22 protein-coding genes and 2 tRNA genes are annotated in these 22,898 nt (G+C 60.7%); 21 read left to right on the forward strand and 3 right to left on the reverse strand.

The genetic code is table 11. The features are described 5' to 3' along the window. The first annotated feature begins 124 nt into the window (after positions 1-124). The 5 genes from ercA (at position 125) to tatB (ending at position 5,880) form a co-directional block, all read left to right on the forward strand. The gene (gene ercA / locus ACKPCU_RS08325; RefSeq protein ID WP_104737141.1) at positions 125-1,288 is read left to right on the forward strand and encodes an alcohol dehydrogenase-like regulatory protein ErcA; all 1,164 of its coding nucleotides are present in this window, start codon (positions 125-127) and stop codon (positions 1,286-1,288) included. After that, positions 1,272-3,017: a PAS domain-containing hybrid sensor histidine kinase/response regulator gene (locus ACKPCU_RS08330; protein WP_321351356.1), complete on the forward strand. Its 1,746-nt coding sequence runs from the start codon at positions 1,272-1,274 to the stop codon at positions 3,015-3,017. Before ercA ends, ACKPCU_RS08330 begins: the two co-directional genes overlap by 17 nt. Positions 3,018-3,214: 197 nt before the next feature. After that, positions 3,215-5,251, forward strand: a complete 2,037-nt coding sequence (locus ACKPCU_RS08335) for a PhoX family protein (protein ID WP_321351358.1) — start codon at positions 3,215-3,217, stop codon at positions 5,249-5,251. A 118-nt stretch (positions 5,252-5,369) separates the two neighbouring features. Then, a complete protein-coding gene (gene tatA, locus ACKPCU_RS08340) occupies positions 5,370-5,591 on the forward strand; it encodes a twin-arginine translocase TatA/TatE family subunit (RefSeq protein WP_104737144.1) in 222 nt (73 codons plus the stop codon). A gap of 28 nt (positions 5,592-5,619) precedes the next feature. Then, complete coding sequence (gene tatB, locus ACKPCU_RS08345) at positions 5,620-5,880, forward strand: Sec-independent protein translocase protein TatB (RefSeq protein WP_170062993.1); 261 nt, start codon at positions 5,620-5,622, stop codon at positions 5,878-5,880. Positions 5,881-5,907: 27 nt separating this feature from the next. Here the strand turns inward: tatB and ACKPCU_RS08350 are convergent, their stop codons facing one another. Further along, positions 5,908-7,386, reverse strand: a complete 1,479-nt coding sequence (locus ACKPCU_RS08350; RefSeq protein WP_321351360.1) for an alpha/beta hydrolase — start codon at positions 7,384-7,386, stop codon at positions 5,908-5,910. 444 nt (positions 7,387-7,830) lie between these two features. On the opposite strand from ACKPCU_RS08350, the gene gspC reads away from it, so the two are divergent. Genes gspC through bamD form a run of 13 tightly spaced genes read left to right on the forward strand, consistent with a single transcriptional unit; the run spans position 7,831 to position 19,361 of the window. Then, positions 7,831-8,697: a type II secretion system protein GspC gene (gene gspC, locus ACKPCU_RS08355; RefSeq protein WP_321351362.1), complete on the forward strand. Its 867-nt coding sequence runs from the start codon at positions 7,831-7,833 to the stop codon at positions 8,695-8,697. Positions 8,698-8,702: 5 nt separating this feature from the next. Next, positions 8,703-10,748: a type II secretion system secretin GspD gene (gene gspD / locus ACKPCU_RS08360; RefSeq protein WP_321351364.1), complete on the forward strand. Its 2,046-nt coding sequence runs from the start codon at positions 8,703-8,705 to the stop codon at positions 10,746-10,748. A 3-nt stretch (positions 10,749-10,751) separates the two neighbouring features. Next, a complete protein-coding gene (gene gspE, locus ACKPCU_RS08365) occupies positions 10,752-12,257 on the forward strand; it encodes a type II secretion system ATPase GspE (protein ID WP_321351366.1) in 1,506 nt (501 codons plus the stop codon). 2 nt (positions 12,258-12,259) lie between these two features. Beyond that, positions 12,260-13,471: a type II secretion system inner membrane protein GspF gene (gene gspF / locus ACKPCU_RS08370; protein WP_321351368.1), complete on the forward strand. Its 1,212-nt coding sequence runs from the start codon at positions 12,260-12,262 to the stop codon at positions 13,469-13,471. Beyond that, positions 13,471-13,938: a type II secretion system major pseudopilin GspG gene (gene gspG / locus ACKPCU_RS08375; protein WP_321351370.1), complete on the forward strand. Its 468-nt coding sequence runs from the start codon at positions 13,471-13,473 to the stop codon at positions 13,936-13,938. The genes gspF and gspG overlap by 1 nt, the downstream gene beginning before the upstream one ends. Beyond that, entirely contained in the window at positions 13,938-14,480 is a 543-nt protein-coding gene (locus ACKPCU_RS08380; protein WP_104737151.1) for a GspH/FimT family pseudopilin, read from the forward strand. The genes gspG and ACKPCU_RS08380 overlap by 1 nt, the downstream gene beginning before the upstream one ends. Continuing rightward, positions 14,467-14,856, forward strand: coding sequence for a type II secretion system minor pseudopilin GspI (gene gspI, locus ACKPCU_RS08385; protein ID WP_104737152.1), 390 nt, complete (start codon positions 14,467-14,469; stop codon positions 14,854-14,856). The genes ACKPCU_RS08380 and gspI overlap by 14 nt, the downstream gene beginning before the upstream one ends. Further along, a complete protein-coding gene (gene gspJ / locus ACKPCU_RS08390; protein WP_321351375.1) occupies positions 14,853-15,479 on the forward strand; it encodes a type II secretion system minor pseudopilin GspJ in 627 nt (208 codons plus the stop codon). Before gspI ends, gspJ begins: the two co-directional genes overlap by 4 nt. Continuing rightward, on the forward strand, positions 15,476-16,276 hold the full coding sequence (locus tag ACKPCU_RS08395) for a type II secretion system minor pseudopilin (protein ID WP_104737154.1): 801 nt from the start codon (positions 15,476-15,478) through the stop codon (positions 16,274-16,276). The genes gspJ and ACKPCU_RS08395 overlap by 4 nt, the downstream gene beginning before the upstream one ends. A 19-nt stretch (positions 16,277-16,295) precedes the next feature. After that, complete coding sequence (gene gspL / locus ACKPCU_RS08400; protein ID WP_321351378.1) at positions 16,296-17,492, forward strand: type II secretion system protein GspL; 1,197 nt, start codon at positions 16,296-16,298, stop codon at positions 17,490-17,492. Next, positions 17,489-17,974, forward strand: coding sequence for a type II secretion system protein GspM (gene gspM / locus ACKPCU_RS08405; protein WP_104737156.1), 486 nt, complete (start codon positions 17,489-17,491; stop codon positions 17,972-17,974). The genes gspL and gspM overlap by 4 nt, the downstream gene beginning before the upstream one ends. Beyond that, the gene (locus ACKPCU_RS08410) at positions 17,974-18,726 is read left to right on the forward strand and encodes a type II secretion system protein N (protein WP_104737157.1); all 753 of its coding nucleotides are present in this window, start codon (positions 17,974-17,976) and stop codon (positions 18,724-18,726) included. Before gspM ends, ACKPCU_RS08410 begins: the two co-directional genes overlap by 1 nt. Before the next feature lie 11 nt (positions 18,727-18,737). Then, on the forward strand, positions 18,738-19,361 hold the full coding sequence (bamD, locus tag ACKPCU_RS08415; protein WP_170062995.1) for an outer membrane protein assembly factor BamD: 624 nt from the start codon (positions 18,738-18,740) through the stop codon (positions 19,359-19,361). A gap of 372 nt (positions 19,362-19,733) precedes the next feature. On the opposite strand, the gene rdgC is transcribed toward bamD, so the two are convergent. Next, complete coding sequence (gene rdgC, locus ACKPCU_RS08420; protein ID WP_104737159.1) at positions 19,734-20,651, reverse strand: recombination-associated protein RdgC; 918 nt, start codon at positions 20,649-20,651, stop codon at positions 19,734-19,736. Between the two features lie 189 nt (positions 20,652-20,840). Here rdgC and ACKPCU_RS08425 point away from each other — a divergent pair. The 3 genes from ACKPCU_RS08425 (at position 20,841) to ACKPCU_RS08435 (ending at position 21,863) form a co-directional block, all read left to right on the forward strand. Next, positions 20,841-20,916: transfer RNA gene (locus tag ACKPCU_RS08425), tRNA-Val, on the forward strand. Between the two features lie 15 nt (positions 20,917-20,931). Beyond that, a tRNA-Asp gene (locus ACKPCU_RS08430) sits at positions 20,932-21,008 on the forward strand. A gap of 153 nt (positions 21,009-21,161) precedes the next feature. Beyond that, positions 21,162-21,863: an FKBP-type peptidyl-prolyl cis-trans isomerase gene (locus ACKPCU_RS08435; RefSeq protein ID WP_321351384.1), complete on the forward strand. Its 702-nt coding sequence runs from the start codon at positions 21,162-21,164 to the stop codon at positions 21,861-21,863. Positions 21,864-22,132: 269 nt separating this feature from the next. Here the strand turns inward: ACKPCU_RS08435 and ACKPCU_RS08440 are convergent, their stop codons facing one another. Then, entirely contained in the window at positions 22,133-22,861 is a 729-nt protein-coding gene (locus tag ACKPCU_RS08440; RefSeq protein ID WP_321351386.1) for a substrate-binding periplasmic protein, read from the reverse strand. Positions 22,862-22,898 lie beyond the last annotated feature (37 nt).

The following is a 22,898-nucleotide window of genomic DNA, read 5'->3' on the forward strand; positions in this document are numbered from 1 at the left end:
TTAGTTCGCTGCCTGGCGGCTTATAAACGGGACCGCTTTGGGGTAGTCTGCCGGAACCGCCTGCGTCGCTCTGCAGCGCCTTCTGGAGCACGCAGCATTACAACAACAACGCGGATGCCAGAGCATGTCCTACGATGTCAGCCAGTTGCGCAAGTTCGTCACGCCCGAGATCATCTTCGGTGCAGGGTCGCGCAAAACCGTCGCCAATTACGCCTCTACCTTCGGTGCCCGCAAGGTGCTGCTGGTGTCGGACCCGGGAGTCCAGGCTGCCGGCTGGGTGGTCGATGTCGAGCAAAGCCTGATGGAGCAGGGTATCGACTATGTGTTGTTTACCCAGGTCTCTGCCAATCCGCGCACCGAAGAGGTCATGCATGGCGCGGAGGTGTACCGCGCTGCCGGTTGCAATGTGATCGTTGCCATTGGCGGCGGCAGCCCGATTGATTGCGCCAAGGCCATTGGCATTGCTGTGGCACATGACCGGCATATCCTGGAGTTTGAAGGGGTCGATACCATTCGGGCCCCGATTCCGCCGCTGATCTGCATCCCGACCACTGCCGGCACCTCGGCCGATGTGTCGCAGTTCGTGATCATTTCCGATCAGCAGGAGAAGGTGAAGTTCTCCATCATCAGCAAGGCGGTGGTGCCGGACGTGTCGCTGATCGACCCGGAAACCACGTCAACCATGGACACCTTCCTGTCTGCCTGTACCGGAATCGACGCCATGGTGCACGCCATCGAGGCCTTCGTATCGACCGGCAGCGGGCCGATGACCGACGCCCACGCCCTAGAGGCGATGCGCCTGCTTAACAGCAATCTGGTGCAGATGATCCAGAACCCGCAGGACATTGCCGTGCGCGAGCAGATCATGCTCGGCAGCCTGCAGGCGGGGCTGGCGTTTTCCAACGCCATTCTCGGCGCAGTACACGCCATGTCACACAGCCTTGGCGGCTTTCTCGACCTGCCGCATGGGCTGTGCAACGCGATCCTGGTCGAACACGTGGTGGCGTTCAATTTCGACGCCGCACCCGAGCGCTTCAAGGTGATTGCCAATACCCTGGGTATCGACACCCGTGGCCTGACTACGCCGCAGGTTCGGCAGCGGCTGGTGCAGCATGTGATCGATCTTAAGCAGGCGATGGGCTTCCATCAGAGTCTTCGCATGCACGGGGTCAGTAACAGCGATCTGCGCACCCTGTCGCTGCACGCGATGGACGATCCCTGCATTCTTACCAATCCGCGCGAGTCCAGCCTGAAGGACGTCGAGGTGGTCTATGCAGAAGCCCTCTGATCCGCGCCGTGAGGTGCTGACAGGGCTGCTGGGACTGGGGTCGCAGTCCTCGCGCAAGAGCTACTACCCGGAGCTGCTGGCGCGATTGGAAGAGCTGGAGGACGAGCGCAATCGCTACAAATGGCTGTTCGAAAATGCAGTGCACGGGATTTTTCAGGCCAGCCTGGGTGATGGCTTGCGGGCGGCCAACCAGTCGCTGGCGCGGATGCTTGGCTATGACTCGGTTAGCGCGCTGGTGGACGCCCGGCGTTCGCTGGCAGAGCAATTTTTTATCGGAGGTTCCGAGGAGTTCCAGCGCATTCGTCATCACCTGCTGCGCAAGGGCGAACTGAGCGGCTACGAAACCCGGCTACGCCGTGCCGATGGCAGCCTGATGGACGTACGCATGAATATTTTGCTGCGTCCTGACGCCGCCGACCATGTGATCGAAGCCTTTGTTGCTGATGTGACCGAGCGCAAGCAGGCGCAGCAGGCAATGCAGCAACTGAATGATGAGCTGGAGCAGCGGGTTCAGCAGCGTACCCGGGAGCTGGAAACACTGAACGAAAGCCTGCGTTTCGAGATCATTGAGCACGAGCGCACTCAGGGGGAGTTGCGCAAGGCGCGGGATGCTGCTGAGCAGGCCAATCGCAGCAAGGACCGTTATCTGGCCGCAGCCAGTCACGACCTGCTGCAACCGCTCAATGCGGCGCGGCTGCTGATCTCCACCCTGCGCGAAACTCCCTTGGAGGAGGGCGCGGGTCTGCTGGTCGAGCGCTCGCACACGGCATTGGAAAGTGCCGAGGATATGCTCAGCGATTTGCTGGACATCTCGCGGCTGGACCAGCCGAATCTGCAGCCCGATTGTGGCGACTGCGCGGTGGCCGACATTCTGGAGCCCCTGATCAGTGAGTTCGGCAGCGTGGCCGAAGCCGCCGGGGTTGGCCTGCGAGGCCGCTTTGGTGATCAGGTGGTGCGTACCGACTACCGTCTGCTCAGTCGCATCCTGCGCAATTTCATCAGCAACGCGATTCGCTACACGGACCGTGGCGGCGTGCTGGTTGGCTGCCGGGTTCGCGGCAGTGAGCTGTGTATCCAGGTCTGGGATACAGGCCGCGGTATCGCCCGCGGCGACTTCAAGCGCATTTTCCAGGAGTTCAATCAGCTGGACGTGGATCGTGCCGACCAGCGCCGCGGCGTTGGGCTCGGGTTGGCGATTGTTGATCGCATCGCCCGGCTGCTGAATGCCCGCATCGAGGTGCAGTCGCGCCTGGGGCGGGGCTCGATGTTTGCGGTCAGTATTCCGCTGGCCGTCGCAGGCCCGCATCGCAGCGATGCCCCAGCCAGCCAACTCCTTAGTTCTATTGAGGTGCCGCTGCAAGGACGCCGGATGCTGGTGCTGGATAATGAGCAGATCATTCTGCAGAGCATGCGCGGGCTGTTGGAGCAGTGGGGCGCCGAGGTGCTCACTGCGGTCGACCTGGAGCAGGCTCAGGCGGTGCTTGGTGAACAGCCGCCGGACGCGCTGCTGGTGGATTTTCACCTTGATGGCGGGCGCACCGGTGGTGAGGCGGTGACGGCGCTGCGTGCCCGCTTCGCCAGCGAACTGCCGGCGATCATGATCACGGCCGATCGCGGTGAGGCCTGTCGTCAGGTGGCGCGTGAGCTGGATATCATGGTGCTCAACAAGCCGCTGAAGGCAGGCAAGTTGAGGGCTGCTCTCGGCACACTGCTCAGTAGTAACGACTAGACTGAGCGCGCAGTTGCAGAGAACGGCCAGTAACCATGCTGTAACAATTGTTTCGGCAGCGTTGCATTGTCATCAAAGGGACTCGGCTGTGTCGTCGGAACGCCGCTGAAAGTTCATCGTTCATTGCCTGATCTGTCACGTTCGGTCGCCATCCTGTTTGGGTTTTCAATCAAACCAAACCTGAGAGGAAGGAACCGATGTCCATCGAACAACGCGACCAGCTGGTTTATATCGACCACGGTGAGGGTGATGAGCCGCTCAGCACCCGCAAGATGAACCCGCTGTTTTCCAGCATCCTGGAAGCCCGTCTTGCCCGTCGTCAGGTACTCAAGGGTAGTGCCGGCGCCGCTGCGCTGGGCTTCTTTGGCCTGGGTCTGGCTGGTTGCAAGAGCAGTTCCAGCAGCGATGATAACGGCAGCCCGGCACCGGCTGATCTGCTGGGTTTCAGTGCTGTTGGCGTCAGCAGCGCAGATCAGATTGTCGTTCCGGAAGGCTACAGTTATCAGGTCATCATTCCTTGGGGCACGCCGATTCTGGGTAGCTTCCCGTCGTTCTCGGTCAACAGCACCGGTGCGGATCAGGCCGAGCAGATCGGTTCGCACCACGATGGCATGCACTTCTACCCAATTAACGGCAGCTCGGAAGATGGTCTGCTGGTACTGAACCACGAGTATGTTGAACCGCGTCTGATGCACGCGTCTGCCCAAGGCGTGGCCCTGTCTAGCGGAGCGACCGCGCCGCTGGTTGGCGGTCAGCGCCCGGCCGATGAAGTGCTGAAGGAAATGAACGCTCACGGTGTTTCCGTCGTGCGCATCGTCAAGGGCGTGAACAACGAGTGGAGTGTCCAGCCGGACAGCATGAACCGCCGTATCACCGCTCTGACACCAATGGAAATCCAGGGCCCGGTTCGCGGCAGCGATTTCGTCAAAACGCTCTATAGTCCCAACGGCACCATGACCCGCGGTACCCTGAACAACTGCGGTAACGGCTACACGCCCTGGGGTACCTATATGGCGGCCGAGGAAAACTGGGCCGGTTACTTCACCAACAAGGGTGACAACCCGCGCGAGCATTCGCGTTACGGCGTGTCCTCCGGCAGTGGTCGTTGGGCCTGGGAACTGGCTGACAACGGTGCCGACGAGTTCATCCGTTTTGATGCCAGCATCAAGGGCGCCGACGCCACCCAGGACTACCGCAATGAGCCGGTGTGCTTCGGCTGGATGGTTGAAATCGATCCGTTCGATCCGACCAGCAACCCGAAGAAGCGCACCGCCATGGGCCGTTTTGGCCACGAAGGGGTGGTCTTTGCTCCGGCTGAAGAGGGCAAGCCGGTGGTGTGTTACTCGGGCGACGATTCCCGCTTCGAGTACATCTACAAGTTCGTTACTGCGGCGAACTACAACGCGGCGACTGCCAATGGCAGCATGCTGGATGAAGGCACTCTGTATGTCGCCAGGTTCAACGATGACGGCACCGGTGAGTGGTTGCCGCTGGTGTACGGCCAGAACGGTCTGGACGAAACCAACGGCTTTACCAGTCAGGCCGACGTGCTGGTCAACACTCGCCTGGCTGCCGATTTCATGGGCGCTACCCCGATGGACCGCCCGGAATGGGGCTCAGTGGATCCGGCCAACGGCGATGTCTACTTCACCCTGACCAACAACACCAACCGCAACGCTGGCAACGTCAATGAAGCCAACCCGCGGGTCGCCAACCGCCACGGCCATATCATTCGCTGGAAAGAAGACGGTGGTGAGCAGGCTGCAACCACCTTCAGTTGGGACATCTTCCTGTTTGGTGGTGACAGCGGCGAGAGCGGCGTTGACACCAATATCGGCTATGACCCGAACGGCGACATGCTGACCGCCGACAATATCCTCAGCTCACCCGACGGCTTGTGGATCGACCCGGACAGCCGCGTCTGGATTCAGATGGATAGCGGCTACCGCGATCCCTTCGGCAACTGCGCCATGCTGGTTGCCGATCCGACGACGGGTGATCTCAAACGCTTCCTGGTTGGCCCAATCGATCAGGAAATCACCGGCATCACCATGACCCCGGACCAGAAGACCCTGTTCATCAACGTTCAGCACCCGGGTGAAGGCACCAGCCCTGCCGACTTTGCCGCAGGCGACTACACCAGCAACTGGCCGGACTTCACGCCGACAACCCGTCCGCCGCGCTCGGCCACGGTCGTGGTTTGGAAAAACGATGGCGGCGTGGTTGGTAGCTAAACGCTGTTGGTAGCCAAGAGGCTGTCCAGGCGGGGCCGCTGGCGCTACCTGGACAGAAAAACGGTACGTCATTTCGGGGTTGGCAGCAGCTGACCCCTGCTTTTACGGAGAAATCATCATGGGTGTAGGTGGAATCAGTATCGGCTCACTGCTGATCGTGCTGGTTATTGTCATGCTGCTGTTCGGCACCAAACGTCTGCGCAACATTGGCAGCGATCTGGGTGGCGCGTTGAGCGGCTTTCGCAAGGCTGTGCGGGACACGGACGAGGCCCGTGATGCACTGACCATGGATTCGCAGGAGCAGGTTGCCGGGCGCAGCGAAACGCGCTCGCGCGCTTGAGGGTGGGTGCCGCATGTTCGGTAACGGCATGACGGAATGGCTGGTGGTCGGGGTGGTGGCGCTGATCGTGCTCGGCCCCGAACGCCTGCCTTCGCTGGTGCGCATGGCGGGTCGCGCAACCGGTAAGGTGCGTGGCCTTTGGAGTGATGTGCAGCGCGAGCTGGACGGCAGTCTGCCAGCCGATGAGGTCAAGGAGTTGGCTGAAAACGTACGCGAGCTGCGGGCTCAAACCAACGTCAAACAGTTTGTCCGGCGATTGGCGGTAGATGAAGAGCGCCGCCAGGGCTGAGGCCTGACGGCGGGTTGGTAGCTGTACTCAGGGAGGAGTGCAGGAAGGCAGGTTGGAGCGCTGAACGTTGTTGCCTGCGACGGGCCCGTCAATAGTGTAGGTACATCCAAACAACGGGTCCGCTACCGTCGCCGGCGTCAGCCAGTCATCGCCGCCCGGTTTCGGCCCGCCTTGCTCCCAATTAAGCATGGCGGCGAGCGTTGCGGTGAACTCTGCTTCGGTAAAGTCGCAGTGTCCGGGTGCTCGCATGGCCCGCTGTACAAGTAGCCCGTCACTGCCATTTTCGGCGGCGCGCCTTGCGTATTCCTGCTCCATCAGGATCGGTACAAACAGATCACCAATGGTGTGCGCGGTGACAACGGGGACATCGAACTCGCCGTTAACCTTCGGAATCCAGCGCAAGCCGTCATCACGCAGACCGTTGGCTCCCTCGGTTGCAGTGGCCTTGACGATCATGCTGTTGAAGTTGATCTCGTCTGTGGTTAGCGGCTCGTCCAGCTCGCTTTCAAAGCGGTAAGTGAGTGCGTTGGTGTCAACCACGCTATCCAGAAGAATACCGTCGACCGAGCCGTCCGAGCCGGCAAAACTCTGCAGCAGGTCCTGGAAAAGGCCAAAGCTGATGGGGTACATGGGGCGTTCACCACCACTGAGGTTTTTCAGTGTCTGGTAGAACGCTAATCCTGGCTGTGTCAGGCCGTTTGGAAATTTGTTCGTGCTGTAGTCGTTCCACAGTACAGCACGGGCGTTGGCAACGATCGTTGTGGCTTCCTCTTGGGTCAATGGGAACTCATCAATCGGGTTACCGGACAGTGCCGCCAAAGCAATGGTGTAGCCGGCAAAGAAGTTGAACAGCTCGGTATCGCCTACGACACCGCACATCGGTGCGGAACCTGCGTAGTTGACCACGTTGTTGGCTGTTGCCAGGGTTTCCCGCTCTACCGCTGCAGCAGCGATGTGGCCGCCCATGGAAACACCGGTGATGTAGTACTTGTCCGGCGTATCCAGGGTTCGTCCGTTTTCAGCGGCAATATCAGTGAACGCTAGAGCCAGGGCGTTGGTATCTTCCAGGCCGGCACGCACATCATAGAAGTTGGCGCTGTAGCTGGAGGCTGCCCAAGCGTATCCCTCATCTAGTAGGTAACGGCGCATGGGCGGGGTGTCTACGGTGAGCTGGTCTACGTTGCTGGTGCGGAAGCCGTGGGTGTACATCACCAGCATACCGTTCCAGTTTTCTGGGACTTCAACACGGTAACCAGCACCATTCAGGACGCCAGACCAGCGACTGGTGGTGTTATAGGGGGCTTGGTCTTCCAAGGCAGGAAATGGCAGGGTGTTTTCGTCAACACTGAAAAAGCCGGCCTCTACTCGTTGCTCTTGAAGCCTGATTCGAGTGTCTGTTTGTTCGCCTGATGATGAGCTACCCCCACCGCCGCCACTCAGACAGCCGGTCAGGGCAAGGGTACCGACCACCGTTGCCGTTAGCGCCGATTTTCTAAACGCGTTCATTATTTTTATTCTCCATACGCAAGCTGTTGTTGTTGGTTGAGTCTTGCGGCTATCAGTTAAGAATCAGTGCTGGCAAAGGGCAAGTACTCACTGTCTTGTTTTGAGACGTTCTCGCGAGCATGGATAGGAAGGCATCAGTGGTCTGGATCGCTGTAACAGAGGCATCACCCATTAGGGTGAGTTCGTTGGATTTGCTGGTGTTGGGTTAGCCCAAATGGGTGATTTGGTGGCAGGGATGGAGCCGATAGCGTCGGTGATCTGGTCAGGCCTGTCTGGAATAACCAGTTCAGGGGGTTGCCGAGCGATTACATAATCGTGACAATCGGGACGGCCTCGCAGTCATATTGCAGGCTTATAACAATAATTTTGCAAAGAAAGGTCAGTACCTTATCCCCAACTGCCCTGCGCCCGATCAGAATCGGGATTCTTTGCCATGGAGAGAGCATGCCACTGGTTGCCCGTTTATCGCTGGAGAACCTAGTCACACTGGTTTGCAGCCTGTTTGTTTTGCTTTCAGCCTGGATCCTCGGGCATCTCGTATGGATATTGCTGGAGCCGCAGAGTGTGCTGCCAGCGACCCCTGCGCTTACCTACTCATCAACTGCAACAGAGCACGGCGTTGCCCAGCCCGGCTTTCGCGAGCTGGCGCTGTTGTCCCCCTATGGTCGTGCCGACAAGGCACCGGTCGCGGTTGACGCACCCGATACCAAGCTTAGCTGGACGCTGAAGGGCGTCTTGTCTGACCCCGATCCCGCACGCAGTGCCGCCATTCTGGTTACCCAGGGTCAGCCCGAGAAGCTGTATCGCGTTGGCGCAACGCTGCCGGGTCAGGTGCGGCTGGAACAGGTGCTCGCTGATCGGGTGATGCTGATGCGCGATGGTCAGCTGGAAACCCTGCGACTCAAACGCAACGAACTTAACAGCTCCGGGCGCCCGGCCCGCAGCAGCCGCGCGGTCGCGCTACCCGGCAGTGACTCCAGTCAGACGCTGGCGCCAGACGGTGGTCTTGCGCGTATTGATCGGGAGGCCTGGCTGAGTGATCCCCAGCGTTTTGCCGAAGTCATCAGCGCTAACCCGGTGATGGTGGACGGTGCTTTGTACGGGATTGAAGTGTCGCCTGCGCGCAACGCGCGGGAGTTTGAAGCAGCTGGCCTGCAGGCCGGTGACGTGATTACCGACGTGGATGGAACACCGGTTTCCCAGATAGAGGACTACCGCGAGATCCTGCGCGAGTTGTCCGGCGCCAGTTCGGTGTCGGTGTCGCTCGAACGCGACGGACAACCCATGAACATTACGATAACGATGGATTGATGCTGATGTCGATGCAGTTTCGCAAACAACGGCTGGCGCTGGCGCTGGCGTTGAGTCTGGGGGTGGTGAGTGGCTCGGTGCAGGCGCAGACAACTGCGGGTGCAGCAGCTGAGGGCGAAGATCTGGTGCTGAATCTGCGTGATGCAGATATCAACGGCCTGATCGAGATCGTTAGCCAGGAGACCGGAATCAACTTTATTGTTGACCCTCGCGTACGCGGGCAAGTCAATGTCGTCTCGGGGCAGGCGATCCGTCGTGATGAGCTGTACGACCTGTTTTTGGGCGTGCTGAAGTCGCAGGGCTTCGCGGCTGTGCGGGGCAGTGACGGCATGGTTCGTATCGTGCCGGAGGTGCAGGCCAAGGAAAACGAGGTTGCCGGTCTCCGCGGGGATACGCCCGGCGACGAGTACATTACCGAAGTCATCACCGTCAACAACATGGATGCGGCTCAACTGGTGCGAATCCTGCGGCCACTGGTACCCAAGGGCGGCCATCTGGCTGCCGCTGCCGCGTCCAACAGCCTGGTGATTGCCGATACGGCAGCCAACGTGCGACGTATCCAGGCGCTGATTGCGCGCATGGATCGCGAGTCGACCGAGGATTTTGAAGTGCTTCCCCTGCAGCATGCGTCGGCGTTGGATGTGGTACGCATTGTTCAGGGACTGGATAGCAACGCGCCCGCGGAAGAGTTTGCCCGGGGGCCGAAGCTGATCGCCGATGAACGCACCAACTCGGTCATTCTGCGTGGCGATCCGGAGGCACGGGCCAGCCTGCGCTCGGTGGTACGCAGGCTGGATGTCGAGGGCGATCAGGGCAACACGCAAGTGCATTACTTGCGTTATGCCAAGGCTGAGGAGGTGGCAGAGGTGTTGCGGGGAATCGCCGAGGGGCGTGAACGTAACAGTACCGGCACGACGTCAACCAACTCGGGCGCTGCATCTACCAGCAACACTGCAGAACAGAATCGCGTTCGCATCGAGGCTCATGAGAGCACCAACTCCGTCGTCATATACGGGCCTGCGGAGCTGTCTCGCGAACTGTCTTCCATCATCCGTCAACTCGACATTCGCCGCGCGCAGGTGTTGGTGGAAGCGGTCATTGCTGAAGTGTCCTACGACCGCGCCAAGGAGCTGGGTGTCCAGTGGGGCTTTGGTAGTGAGGATTCTGGCGTCGGCATAATCAACTTCAACCGCAACGGTAACGGTATCGTTGACCTCGCTGCAGGGGTAAACGCGTTTCTTGACGGCGACGTCAGCACGCCGCCCTCGCTTGGCAGTGGTCTGAGTCTCGGTGGGATTGGCTCTATCGGCAGCGCCCAGATCGCTTTGCTGGTCAACGCGCTGCAGGGCGACACCGCCAGCAACATCCTGTCTACTCCGAGTCTGCTGACCCTCGACAACGAGGAAGCCGAGATCGTGGTCGGTCAGAACGTGCCCTTTATTGTCGGCCGCTCGGTGGAGGATTCGGGGCAGGCCTTTGACACCATCCAGCGTGAAGACGTGGGTATCACCCTGAAAATTCGCCCGCAGATAAACGAGGGCAATGCGGTGCGTCTGGAGATTGCCCAGGAAGTCTCACAGATTGCGCCAGGCGTCAGCGGTGCGGCCGATATCATCACCAACAAGCGCAGCCTGACCACGCACGTCATGGTTGATGACAACCAGATGATTGTGCTGGGCGGGCTGATTGACGACCAGATGATTGAAACGTCGGACAAAGTACCGTTTCTTGGCGATGTGCCCGGTCTTGGCCGACTGTTCCGTTATGACACCGCCTCGTTGCAGAAGCGCAATCTGATGGTCTTCCTGCGCCCGGTGATCGTGCGTGATTCGGCGGTTGCTGAGAGCCTGACCCACGCCAAGTACAGCTATATTCGCGACCGTCAGGTTGCCGAGCAAAGCCGCCGTGGCCGACTGGATGTCGGCGAAGGGGTCCCGGTTCTGCCCGATTGGAACTACCTGCTGGCGCTGCCGCCGCCGTTTGAAAACGCACTGCAGGGCACCGCCGTACCGACGGCAATCAGTGCGCCACCCAGCGCAGTGCAGGAGTAGGCGATGAGCGAGCAGGAAAGCAGCAGTGTCGCCGCGCCAGCCGCTGAAACCGGTTATCGCTACTCCCGCCGGGTGGGTGTGTTGACGGGGGCGATGCGTGATGACGGCCAACTGGAGGTGTTCGTGCGGGCCGACTGTGATCCGCAGGGGCTGCTGGAGCTGCGTCGGCGGCACGGTTGTCCGTTGTTGCCGATCGAGTTGGACGACGATGCTTTCGCCGCGCGGCTTCGTGATCGCTACGAACGCTCGGCCAATGATGCCATGCAGTTTGTCGAAGGACTGGGTGAGGACGCTGACCTGCTCTCGGTCGCCCAGTCGCTGGCTGAGCCAGAAGACTTGCTCGAATCGCAGGATGAAGCGCCGATCATCCGATTGATCAACGCGCTGCTGTCCGAGGCGGTGAAGGAAAACGCCTCGGACATTCATATCGAACCGTTTGAAAATCGCCTGTCCATCCGTTTGCGGGTCGACGGTGTATTGCGCGAAGTGCTTGAACCACCGCGCGCTCTGGCGCCGGTGATCGTTTCACGGATCAAGGTCATGGCCAAACTGGACATCGCCGAGAAGCGCCTGCCACAGGACGGTCGGATCGGCCTGCGGCTAGTGGGGCGGGCGGTGGATGTGCGGGTTTCGACCCTGCCGTCCGGTCATGGCGAGCGGGTGGTGCTGCGTCTGCTCGACAAACAGGCCGGGCGCCTGGAGCTGCGTCAGCTCGGTATGTGCCCGGAACATTACGTGGCGATGGAACGGGTAATCAGCCGCCCGCACGGCATCGTGCTGGTAACCGGGCCGACTGGCTCGGGCAAGACAACCACGCTGTATTCGGCGCTGATGCGGCTGAACGACCGCAGCCGCAACATTCTTACCGTCGAAGATCCTATCGAGTATTACCTCGACGGCATTGGTCAGACCCAGATCAACAACAAGGTCGACATGACCTTTGCTCGCGGTCTGCGTGCAATTCTGCGTCAGGACCCTGATGTGGTGATGGTCGGTGAGATTCGTGATATCGACACGGTGCAGATCGCCATTCAGGCCAGTCTGACCGGTCACCTGGTGTTTTCCACCCTGCACACCAACACCGCCATCGGTGCCATTACCCGTCTGCGCGACATGGGTATTGAGCCGTTTCTGCTGTCGTCGACCCTGAACGGCGTGTTGGCCCAGCGGCTGGTGCGCACCTTGTGTCCGGACTGCCGCGAGCCGCATCAGGCCAGCAGCAGTGAATGTCGTTTGCTGGGGCTGGACGAACAGACGCCACCGACGCTGTATCGTGCGGCCGGTTGCGCCGCCTGCAATGGCAGTGGCTATCGCGGGCGTACCGGCATCTATGAGCTGATCGAGATCGACGACACCCTGCGCGGCATGATCCATGATGGCGCCAGTGAGCAGGCCATGGTACGGCACGCCCGACTGGCGCAGCCTGGGATTCGGCAGGATGGGGTGCGCCGGGTGCTGGCAGGTGACACTACGCTGGAAGAAGTCCTGCGCGTTACCCGGGAGGACTGAGCATGCCTGCCTTTGAATACACTGCGCTGGATGCCAGCGGCCGGACCCGCAAGGGCGTAGAGGAGGGCGACTCTCCCCGTCAGGTGCGTGGTCGGCTGCGCGAGCAGGGGTTGACGCCGATGACGGTCAGCCAGGTGGCCGAGCGCGCAGCGGTGCTGCGCATGCCCGTGCTGCAGCAGCGGATCAAGCCGCTGGAACTGTCCCTCGCGACCCGGCAGATGGCGACCCTTGCGCGCGCTGGCCTGCCGATTGAGGAAGTACTGGCCACGGTGGCTCGCCAAAGCGAGTCGCCCAAAGTGCGCTCGGCGCTGACGGCAGTGCGCACGCGGGTCATGGAAGGCCTGCCGCTGGCGCACGCACTGGGCGAGTTCCCCTCGGTCTTTCCGGTCATCTACCGCACCACCATCGCCGCTGGCGAGCAGGCGGGGCGGCTGGATCTGGTGCTGGAGCGGCTGGCTGATAACGTTGAGGCGCAGAACGCCATGCGCCAGAAGATCCATCTGGCGATGTTCTACCCGGCCATCCTCACCTGTGTAGCGTTGCTGGTGACCGTCGCGCTGTTGACCTACGTGGTGCCTGAAGTGGTCAAGGTGTTTGACGGCATGAATCAGCAGTTGCCGCTGCTGACCCGTATGCTGATTGCGGTCAGCGATACCCTGCGCGACTGGGGGCTATTGATGCTGCTGGTACTGGGGGGGCTAGGTTATGGCCTGCGCACCCTGTTGCAGCGGCCTGCCTACCAGCGGCGCTGGCACGATCTGCTGCTGCGGCTGCCGCTGATCGGTCGCTTGACCCGCGGTCTCAACACTGCCCGTTTTGCGCGGACCCTGAATATCCTTGCCGCCAGTGGTGTACCGCTGCTGGATGCATTGAACATGAGTGCGAGTGTCATCACCAACCTGCCAATGCGCGAGGCGGTCAGCGAGGCCGCCCAGCGTGTGCGTGAGGGTGCCGGGGTAGGCCTGGCGCTGGAGCGTAGCGGCTATTTCCCGGCAATGACCCTCAGTCTGATCAAGAGCGGTGAAAGCAGCGGCACCCTCGATGACATGCTGGAGCGGGCGGCGGAAACCCAGGAACGCGAGCTAGAGGCGCGTATCGCCATGGTGATGGGTGTTTTCGAGCCGCTGCTGATTCTGACCATGGGCGCGGTAGTGCTGGTGATCGTACTGGCGATTCTGCTGCCAATCTTTGAACTCAACCAACTGGTGAATTGATGATGAGCAATAACCACGTACGCCGTGCTGCGCAGCGCGGTTTTACCCTGATTGAAGTGATGGTTGTGGTAGTCATCCTCGGGATTCTGGCGGCGGTGGTGGTGCCGCGGGTCATGGACCGGCCGGACCAGGCACGGATCACCAAGGTGCAGAGCGATATTCGTGCTATCGAAAGCGCGTTGAATCTGTATCGACTGGACAACTTCAGCTACCCGACCACCGAACAGGGCCTGCGTGCACTGGTGCAGGAGCCTACTGGTCAGAATGCGCCACGTAACTGGCGCAAGGGTGGCTACCTGGACCGCCTGCAGCAAGACCCGTGGGGCAACGACTACCAGTATCAGACACCGGGGCGCGATGGTCGCCTGTTTGATCTCTACAGCTTTGGCTCCGACGGCCGCAGCGGTGGCACTGACAGCGCTACCGATATTGGCAACTGGAATCTGGAACAGAACGGCGAGCGTTGATGAGCATGCGTTCCGACCACCACTCTGCGCACAGGCTGCAGACCGGCTTTACCCTGTTTGAAGTGCTGATCGTATTGGTGCTGATCGGGGTGATGGCGGGTCTGGCGACGCTGTCGCTGGGTGACGGGGCGGAGCGCGAGCTGCGTCGCGAGGCTGATCGGCTGGCTACGGTGCTCAAGCTGGCCCGTGACGAGTTGCTGATCAGTGGCGGCAGCGAGCGGGCGCTGGGAATTCGGCGTGACAGCTACAGCATGCTGGATCTGGTCCTGCTTGATGACGCCACTCGTGAGTGGCAGCCGGTGAACGACGCGCAGCTGGGGCCGCATGTTGTGACCGAGGGCTTGATCGAGCTGGACTTCGAAGCTGCTGATCAGCCGCGCAGCCTGTCCTCCAGCAGGGTATGGACACCCCAGCTGCGGCTGAGCAACACCGGCGAGATGACGCCGGGCCTGATTGTCCTGCGGGCACGTGAGCATAACCTGGAGCGCTTTATTCAGGTTGAGTTGACCGGCCATATCGAGGTGTTCAGTGAGCGTCCGTAGCAGCCGTGGTTTTACCCTGCTGGAAGTGCTGGTGGCGCTGACCGTGCTCGCAGTCGCCCTCGGGGCACTGGTCAAGGCGGGCAGCGATCACGCCCGCAATACCGGCTATCTGCAGGAGCGCACCCTGGCGCACTGGGCTGGCAGCAATCTGCTGGCTGAGTACGAATCGGGCATGCGTCCGGCCACCGACGGTGAGCTGAAGGGCGAGACCAACATGGGGCCCTACCGCTTCGGCTATCGTACCCAGATCAGCGATTACAGCGCCAAGTCGCCGTTTCCGCTGCCCTCGGTCAAGCGAGTTGATATTCGCCTCTGGTTGCTGCCCGGTGATGAAAGTGACCAGCGCGCGATGGTTAGCGGGTTTGTGCTGCCATGACGGTGCGCAACGGGCAGTGCGGTTTTACCCTGCTGGAGCTGCTGGTGGCCATGTTGCTGTTTGCGGTGATGAGTGTGGTCGCCTATCAGGGCCTGCGGGCGGTGCTGGAGACCAACGAAGTCAGCCGGGAACACGCGAGCGAACTGGCGGATCTGCAGGTTAGCCTGAGTGTGCTGGAACGTGATCTCGCGCAGTTGGTGGATATCCGCGTGCGCGACGAATTTGGTGACCGGTTGCCGCCGCTGCGGCTGCAGGCTAACAGTGATCAGCCGTTACTGGAAATTGTGCGGGCCGGGGCAGGCGGTGAGCAGCGTTTGCGCCGCACCGCCTGGCGGCTGACCGAGCGTGGTCTGGAGCGGGAGCTGTGGCCAGGCGTTGATGTGGCGGATGCCGACAGCTTGCGCCTGCAGCCGTTCGCTGAACTGGTGGGCGAGGACGAACGCCTCGGTGTGGACAGTGGATTTCACTTTATCGTGCGCAGGGCAAGCGGACTGGAGCGGGTCGACAGCTGGCCGCCGGCGGATCTTGACCCGGAATCCACCCAACTGCCGCTAGCGGTTGAAATACAGCTGGATCTGCCGCGCCTTGGCCTGATCCGTCGACTGATTGCGGTGGGGCAATGAAGCGTCGGCAGCAGGGGGTTGCGCTGATTACCGCGCTGCTGATCGTTGCGCTGGCGGTCACGGCGGCGGTCGGCATGGCGATGCGCGGGCAGGCGGACATTCGCCGCAGCAGCGCGGTGTTTGAACGCGACCTGTCGCGTGAGATCGCACTTGGGGCCGAGAAGATGGTGTTGCAGGTGCTTGAACAAGTCGACAGCGCTGACGAGTTGCTGTGGGACACCTGCCTGTCTCCGGTATTGCCATTTGAGGTCGATCAGGTGCAGTTGCAGGCGACGCTGGACAACATGCGTTGCCGGTTCAACCTTAACGCACTGGCCTCTGGAGACGAACAACAGCAAGCGGAGTTCGCCCGTTTGGTCGACCGCGTGGCGCAAGACTCAGGTGTGGCCATGCCAGCTGGCAGTCAGCTGGCACTGGCGGTTACCGACTGGATGAACCCGGAAACCGACGACCCGGTGTATCGCTTGCAGCAGCCGCCACGGCTATCGGCCAATCGCACCATGCTGGTTGCGTCCGAGCTGGCATCGGTCAGTGGCATGAGCGCAGAAGCCTGGCAGGCGCTGGCACCTTATGTCACGGCGTATCCGTCTGATCAGAGTCCGATTGACGTGGAACGCAGTAATGATCTGATCAAAGCCGTTTTCAGCGGCCGCACGGCGCCGGGCAATGATGCGCCTTGGTTCATGCGGCTACAGATCGTCGCGCATTTTGGTGAGCGCAATTTTTATCAATGCACACTGCTTGATGCCCCCAATGGCAGGGTAGTGCTGCGGGAACAGACGGCGTGCGAGCCGTAATGAAGACAGGAAGCAAGGCATGCTGATAGTGCTGTTGAGCAACCCCGACCAGCCGCTGCACTGGTGGCGTTTGGAGCGGGATGGACAGGTTCAGGATCAGGGGTGTGATCCGCTCTCGGTGCTTCAGGGGCGCTACCCGGGTGCACGGGTCAAGGCGTTGCTCGCCGACGGAGTCAATCTGTTGCGTGCCTCCTTGCCCGGACAGCGGGCCGCAGCGCTCAAGGCGGCGCTGCCGTTCGCCCTGGAAGAGCAGTTGAGTCAGGACGTTGATGAGCTGCACATTGTTATGGGGCCGCGTCGTAGCGACTCACGGATCAGTGCTGCGGTGGTCGAACGGCGCCTGCTGGAGCAGTGGCTGGAGTATTTTTCCGCTGCCGGCTTGCGGCTGGAGGCGCTGCTGCCGGTCACTGCCGTTCCAGCCGACGCGGTGCCTGCTGCGGGCGTGCGAGTGCAGGCATCCCCCTGGCCGCAGGATGCTCGCTGGCTGGTTACCGACAGTGCGGCTGAAGCCGTATTGCTTGAGCAGAGCATGCTTGCCATCTGGCTACGCAAGCGCCTGCTGGAGCGAGATGAGGCGGAACGCGCTGTCGAGCTGGCCGGAGAGGCCGCTGCGGGTCTTGAGGTGCTGCTGCCTGCGGGGGTATCGGTAACGCGCAGTCAGGCCACGTTAACCTTGCAGCAGCAGTTTGCCGTTACGGATTTCAATTTACTGTCAGGCCCCTACGCAGTCAGCATGGCACCACCGCCCTGGCGTGTCCTGCGACCGGCCTTGGTGGCGATGGCTGCCACGCTGGTGCTGGGAATTGGCTGGCTCGCAGCGGAGCGGTATGCCCTGCAGCAACAACGCGATGCGTTGCAGCTGCGCATCGAGCGCAGCTTCAGCGAGGCGCTTCCCGGAGAGCGCATGCTGGATCCGGCGATGCAGTTTCGTCAGCGTCTGAATTCCGCTTCTGGGGGGGGCGCTCAACCCAGCGCAGGCCAGTTGCTGTACGCGGTGTATAGCGCCGTAGGACAGCAGCAAGGCGTTGAGGTAAAACAGCTGCGCGGTAGCCGTGATGAGCTGGAGGTGGAACTCAAAGTTGCAACCTTTGCCAACCTGGAGCAACTGCGTAGCCAGTTGACCGCTACCAGGGGCGTGAGCGAAAGCCTGCTCGGTGCCGACTCCGATAGCGGCTCTGTGACGGCACGGTTGCGGATTACAAGGAGCGACTCATGAACGCCTGGTGGTCAGGGCTCGCGCCCAGAGAACGACGTATCCTGCTGCTGGGAGGGCTGGCACTGGTGCTGATTCTGGCCTGGGTCGCCATCTGGGAGCCGCTGGTACAGGGCCGCAGCGCGTTGCGCAGCGAGGTTGCCCGAATGTCAGCCGAAGCGGTCTGGATGGAACAGGCCAGTGATGAAGTGCGCCGACGGGCACGACTGGAGCAGCGCGCGCCCGCCCTCCCCGGGGGCGGCGGCTCGGTGCTGACGCTGATCGAAGTATCGGCCAACGCCGCGGGACTGCGTTCGGCGTTGACCCGGGTGCAACCGGAAGGAGAGGGCGCGCGGTTGATCCTGGATGATGTCAGTTTTGATGCTCTGATGGGCTGGCTCGCTGAGTTGGAGCAGCGCCAGGGGCTGCTGGTGACCCAGTTGGCCCTGGAGGGCAGCGAGGCCGCAGGGCAGGTTTCTGCACGTATCTTGTTGGAGCAGCGTTGATGAGTTGGTTAAAAGGACGTCGGCTCTGGTTGCTGGCAACGCTGGTATTGCTGGCGACTTTGCTCTGCAATGTGCCGGCGCAACTGGTATGGCGTCAGGTTCAGCCCTATCTGCCGGCAAAGGTCGAACTGGATGGTCTGACCGGTACCCTATGGCACGGCAGTGTTGCACGCATGCAGGTTGAGGGTATTGATCAGGGCGCGCTGGAATGGCGCTGGCAGCCGTCGGGGTTGCTGGCAGCGGAGCTGGTGTTGGACTTGGACTGGCGTCCGCGTGATGGTCAGGTTCAGGCGATCCTGCGGCTGGCTGGCAACACCGTTTCGCTGGAGCAGGTACGCGGCCGGCTCAGTGCGGCTAGCATGGCCCAGGTCAATAAGGCGCCCTTTGTTCTGCAGGGAGACTGGTTGCTCGATATTCCCCGGTTGACCTTGGCTGACTTGCGCGAGGTAACCGAGGCCAGTGGGCGGATCGCCTGGCAAGATGCTGGCGGCGGGCTGCCCAATCCGCTGGCGCTTGGCAATCTCGGCGCTGACCTGACAGCGGATAATGGCTGGCTGGTCATGAACCTGGCCGATGCAGGCGGCCCCCTGGGGTTGGCCGGTACCGCGCGGTGGCAGCCAGCCAAGCCACTGAAACTGGACACCCGGCTGCTTGCCCGTGCCGATGCCGAGCGCGACCTTGCCGCGGGCCTGCAGCTGCTGGGCCGGCCAGACCCGCAAGGCTGGGTGCACTGGCGGGCTCAATTGCAATGACGGAGATAGTGATGAGAACAGGTCGAATCGGCTGCTGTCTGCTGCTGGCACTCAGTCTGGGTGGCTGTGCAGGCAATCAGCTTAAGCAGCAGGAGCAGGACGCTGCGGTAGCGGATGTGCGCGCCCGATTGGGAATGGGGCAGTGTGATTCGGCGCTGGCGGAACAGGTACGGAGTCTGCAGGTGCCTGCAGTGTTGCTGGAAGCCGCGTATCAGTGCCTTACCCACGCCGAGCTGGATATTGCTCAGCGTCTAGTGGACAGCTACTTGGGTGAGCAGGAAAACGTCAACGAGCGTGACTACGCAGCGTATCTCGCGGCCCTTATCCCATATGCACGTTTTGAACTCGCTGCAGGCGACAGCCAGTTGCAGCTGGATCTGGGGCGTGAGGCCCACGCCGCGCTGACCGGTTTCGTTCGAACCTATCCCCAATCCGGCTATCGGGCAGAGATGGTGCCGCGTGTGCAGGCCGTGCTGGAAGGAATGGCCAGGGCAGAGTATGACCTGGCGGTACTGGATCAGGAGCGGGGGCAGGCAGAGCGCGCCCGGGCGCGGATGCGCTATGTGCAGACCAGTTACCCACGTAGCTCGGCGGCAGCCGACGCAACCGCCTGGCTGCTCGACAATCAGAGTTGATTCATTCCTCCATGCTCCTGGCCAGCTGCCGAGAGATATGTTGATGCGTTGAAATGGCGCACCTAATGGCCTTGACTTCTGGCGTTTTGCCCCGCGATTGTGCACAGCGGCGGGGCAACCTGTCATCAATTCGTCAAAAGCCGCTGTAAGTCACTGATATCTGACGTCATATCGTAACCTATTGATTTATAAGGTAAAAAAATAGGTTAAAAAATGATCATTCTAAGAGGTGGCCCCGTTTTATATACCTTGAGGCGGGTTTTCTGCAGGCTGTCCACATAGTTATCCACAGGATTTGTGGATAGTTTTGCTGGAGCCCCGCAGGGAGCGGCTTGCCGCCCCGGAGCCGGAGCGGCAATGCCTGCAAGACAGTCAGATTCCTTGCGGAATGTCCTCACCACCCAATGCACTGGTGATGGCGGGCAGTAGCTCGCTCAGGGTGCTGGCCATGATGGTGAAGCTGGCGTCCAGCTGGCTCAGCATGTCGTCGCCGCCGTTCTCGTCTGCTTCTTCGCGCAGCAGGTCCTCGAACTTGACGCGCTTGAGCGTCAGCTTGTCATCGAGCACGAAACTCAGCTTCTCTTGCCACTGCAGAGCCAACTGGCTGACCTGCTTGCCCGTGCTCAAGTGCAGCTGAATCTCGTCGCTGGCCAGATCCTGGCGCTTGCAGCGCACCACGCCGCCGTCCTCGCTGGTGTCACGCAACTCGCATTCATCACCGATCTGTAGCTGCTCCGGCGCCTGATTGTCCTTCACCCACTGGGTCATGCAGCTGGCAGGTGCGATCTTCACGTTGAGCGGCCGTACCGGCAGCGAACCTGTGCATTCGCGTAGGAGGCTAAGCAGGTCTTCGGCACGCTTGTGACTGGAGCTGTCGACTGCGATCCAGCCCTCGGTTGGGCAGATGCAGGCAAAGGTGGTCTGGGTGCGGGTAAAGGCGCGCGGCAGCAAAGACATGACGATCTCATCCTTGAGTGTGTCGCGCTCTTTCTTATAGACCTTGCGGGCGTCACGGTTTTCGATTTCCTCAACCTTTTCCGCGAGTGCTTCCTTGACCACGCTGCCGGGAAGAATGCGTTCTTCCTTGCGCATGGCGATCAGCCAATAGCCGTTGCTGACTTCGACGCGATTCTCCGAGTGACGTCCCCATGGTGTGGTCCAGCCAAGCGTATGTGTCTCCTGGCTGGCGCAGGGGCGGGACGGCTTCTGCTCAAGCGCCTCGATCAGCTGGGATTCGCTGAAGGGTACGGATTGACTGAAGCGGTAGATAAGCAGATTGCGAAACCACATGTGTGTTGTCCTTCTATTGCCGTGGGCAGGGTGCCCGAGAAAACGGCCAATATTGCCCCAGCAGACCGCCAGCAGCCAGTGTTTCCGCGGCTTCCGAATAAGATATTGAAATAACCTGATTTTTTTTTGAAAAAGGTGTTGCCAGAACCGAAAAAGCTCCCTAGAATGCGCACCACTTCGAGAGCAAACGGGTGATTAGCTCAGCTGGGAGAGCATCTGCCTTACAAGCAGAGGGTCGGCGGTTCGATCCCGTCATCACCCACCACTCGAGAAGAATAGCGCAGCGGTAGTTCAGTTGGTTAGAATACCGGCCTGTCACGCCGGGGGTCGCGGGTTCGAGTCCCGTCCGCTGCGCCATTTTCCCCTCCTGCAGTAACTCCTGATTTACCTTTCTAAAGTACGCTTCAGTACTCGTTCACAATTGCGTTTCTGCCGGTAGCCGGGCGTTTAAACCCCTGCTAAGCTGGCTGCTTCTTTTCGCCCATAAAGGGCTTGTCTACTGAGGTAAGCATGAAGCGTAATCTGCTGGCAGTCAGCATTGCAGTCGGGGCCCTGGCTCTGGCCGGTTGTAACAAGGACGAACCGGAACTCACTACTCCTATCCAACAAGCTTCTTACGGCATCGGCCTGAACATGGGTCAGAGTCTGCTGCAGGATGGTCTGGGCGATATTGATCCGCAGGCACTGGCGCTGGGCCTGCAGGATGCGCTGGGCAGTCAGGAGCAGCGGGTCGGTGATGAAGAGCTGACCAGTGCCTTCAACGAGCTGCAAAAGCGGTCCCAGGAGCGTGCTGAGGCACTGGCTCAGGAAGCGCTGGATGCCAACAAGAAGTACCTGGAAGAGAACGCTGCCAAAGATGGCGTAACGTCGACCTCGTCCGGTCTGCAATATGAAGTGATCAGCAGTGGTGATGCGGACGGTCCGCAGCCGCAGGCTGACGATGTGGTTGTGGTGCATTACGAAGGGCGTATGCTCGATGGCACCGTTTTCGACAGTTCCGTTCAGCGTGGCCAGCCGGCTGAGCTGCCAGTGGCCGGTGTCATTCCGGGTTGGGTCGAGGTGCTGCAACTGATGCACGTTGGTGACAAGTGGACCGTCACGGTTCCAGCTGAACTGGCCTATGGTCCGCGCAGCCCCAGTCCGGTCATTCCGCCGAACTCCATTCTGGTGTTCGACATGGAGCTGGTGGGTATCAAGCCCCGCGAAGAGTAAGCGCCAAGTAACACGTCGGAATGCCCGTGGCAAGGCCTTCGGGTATTCCGTTGTTACCTTTATGCACATTCTTCGGTAACGCTCGCTGTTTACTTTTGGTTTTTTTTCTGCTCTTCCTTTCTTTTGCTAACTCGCTGAAAAAATTGAATTTTTTGCTCTGGTTAAAATATGCGCGGTTTGTCTGCAGGCGCATGTAAACGGGCGTTTGAGCGAGTTTTCCTGATTTTCTTCACAGACTTATCCACAGAAGCTGTGGGTAACCTTCTGGACTACTGGTAGCGCTCAATCAGCTCGGCTATCTGCCCTTGATCGAGAAGTTGGTGAATCGCGTCGATCAGCGTGCGCGAGTCGTCCGGTTGCCGTTGGGTTGCACAGCGCAGATCGAAGCGTTCTATCTCCCAGTCGCTGATCTGGATGTTGGCCGGCTTTGTCAGTAGGTAGTGTTGGAGTGGGCGGCGCATTTCGACGGTGGCGTCGAGTCGACCGCGCTCCAGCATCTTTATACGGGTGTTCAGGTCGCGCACGTCGTGGCGGGTTAATTGGCCGCTTGCGAACGCCTCTGTGAGTGTCTCGCTGTAATGGTAGCCAAGGGTTGCTCCGACCATAGCCCCTTTCAGGTCGCTGAGGCTGGCTGGCGACCGGCTGAGGCTGCGTGTGGCGATGACGTCGGCGTCCTCGTACAACACATCGCTCCAGCTAAGCTGCTCGGGATGGGAGTGCCAGGATGGCTGGGTATTGCAGATGATGTCGATGCGGCCCTGGGTAAAGGCTTCATCAATCCGGTTGTTGGGGACGGCAACGAAGACTACAGCTCGTGCGGTGGTGCTGGCCACAAGCTCGCCCAGGTCCCGGGTCAGGCTGGTCTGCAGGGCAGTACCGCTCATCGCCACGTAGGGTGGCGGGTCGGAAGGAGAAAAGCCCCAGTTGATCGGCCCAGCGTAAGCTCCGGTCGACCAGAGAAATGGCAGCGTACTGAGATAGCCTAGAATCGGCCTCACGGTGTTACCTGTGTGTTGAGCTTACCTAAGCATAGAT

This window comes from Halopseudomonas oceani (assembly GCF_963677335.1).
Lineage (GTDB): Bacteria > Pseudomonadota > Gammaproteobacteria > Pseudomonadales > Pseudomonadaceae > Halopseudomonas > Halopseudomonas oceani.

What these genes read in the sequence shown, in the direction of transcription:
- ercA (WP_104737141.1), top strand. Translation starts at nt 125, where the DNA reads ATGTCCTACGATGTCAGCCAGTTGCGCAAGTTCGTCACGCCCGAGATC.
- gspG (WP_321351370.1), top strand. Translation starts at nt 13,471, where the DNA reads ATGATGAGCAATAACCACGTACGCCGTGCTGCGCAGCGCGGTTTTACC.
- ACKPCU_RS08335 (WP_321351358.1), top strand. Translation starts at nt 3,215, where the DNA reads ATGTCCATCGAACAACGCGACCAGCTGGTTTATATCGACCACGGTGAG.
- gspF (WP_321351368.1), top strand. Translation starts at nt 12,260, where the DNA reads ATGCCTGCCTTTGAATACACTGCGCTGGATGCCAGCGGCCGGACCCGC.
- ACKPCU_RS08410 (WP_104737157.1), top strand. Translation starts at nt 17,974, where the DNA reads ATGAGTTGGTTAAAAGGACGTCGGCTCTGGTTGCTGGCAACGCTGGTA.
- gspC (WP_321351362.1), top strand. Translation starts at nt 7,831, where the DNA reads ATGCCACTGGTTGCCCGTTTATCGCTGGAGAACCTAGTCACACTGGTT.
- ACKPCU_RS08330 (WP_321351356.1), top strand. Translation starts at nt 1,272, where the DNA reads ATGCAGAAGCCCTCTGATCCGCGCCGTGAGGTGCTGACAGGGCTGCTG.
- gspM (WP_104737156.1), top strand. Translation starts at nt 17,489, where the DNA reads ATGAACGCCTGGTGGTCAGGGCTCGCGCCCAGAGAACGACGTATCCTG.
- ACKPCU_RS08350 (WP_321351360.1), bottom strand. Translation starts at nt 7,386, where the DNA reads ATGAACGCGTTTAGAAAATCGGCGCTAACGGCAACGGTGGTCGGTACC.
- bamD (WP_170062995.1), top strand. Translation starts at nt 18,738, where the DNA reads ATGAGAACAGGTCGAATCGGCTGCTGTCTGCTGCTGGCACTCAGTCTG.
- ACKPCU_RS08435 (WP_321351384.1), top strand. Translation starts at nt 21,162, where the DNA reads ATGAAGCGTAATCTGCTGGCAGTCAGCATTGCAGTCGGGGCCCTGGCT.
- tatB (WP_170062993.1), top strand. Translation starts at nt 5,620, where the DNA reads ATGACGGAATGGCTGGTGGTCGGGGTGGTGGCGCTGATCGTGCTCGGC.
- ACKPCU_RS08395 (WP_104737154.1), top strand. Translation starts at nt 15,476, where the DNA reads ATGAAGCGTCGGCAGCAGGGGGTTGCGCTGATTACCGCGCTGCTGATC.
- gspD (WP_321351364.1), top strand. Translation starts at nt 8,703, where the DNA reads ATGTCGATGCAGTTTCGCAAACAACGGCTGGCGCTGGCGCTGGCGTTG.
- gspL (WP_321351378.1), top strand. Translation starts at nt 16,296, where the DNA reads ATGCTGATAGTGCTGTTGAGCAACCCCGACCAGCCGCTGCACTGGTGG.
- gspE (WP_321351366.1), top strand. Translation starts at nt 10,752, where the DNA reads ATGAGCGAGCAGGAAAGCAGCAGTGTCGCCGCGCCAGCCGCTGAAACC.
- tatA (WP_104737144.1), top strand. Translation starts at nt 5,370, where the DNA reads ATGGGTGTAGGTGGAATCAGTATCGGCTCACTGCTGATCGTGCTGGTT.
- rdgC (WP_104737159.1), bottom strand. Translation starts at nt 20,651, where the DNA reads ATGTGGTTTCGCAATCTGCTTATCTACCGCTTCAGTCAATCCGTACCC.
- gspJ (WP_321351375.1), top strand. Translation starts at nt 14,853, where the DNA reads ATGACGGTGCGCAACGGGCAGTGCGGTTTTACCCTGCTGGAGCTGCTG.
- ACKPCU_RS08380 (WP_104737151.1), top strand. Translation starts at nt 13,938, where the DNA reads ATGAGCATGCGTTCCGACCACCACTCTGCGCACAGGCTGCAGACCGGC.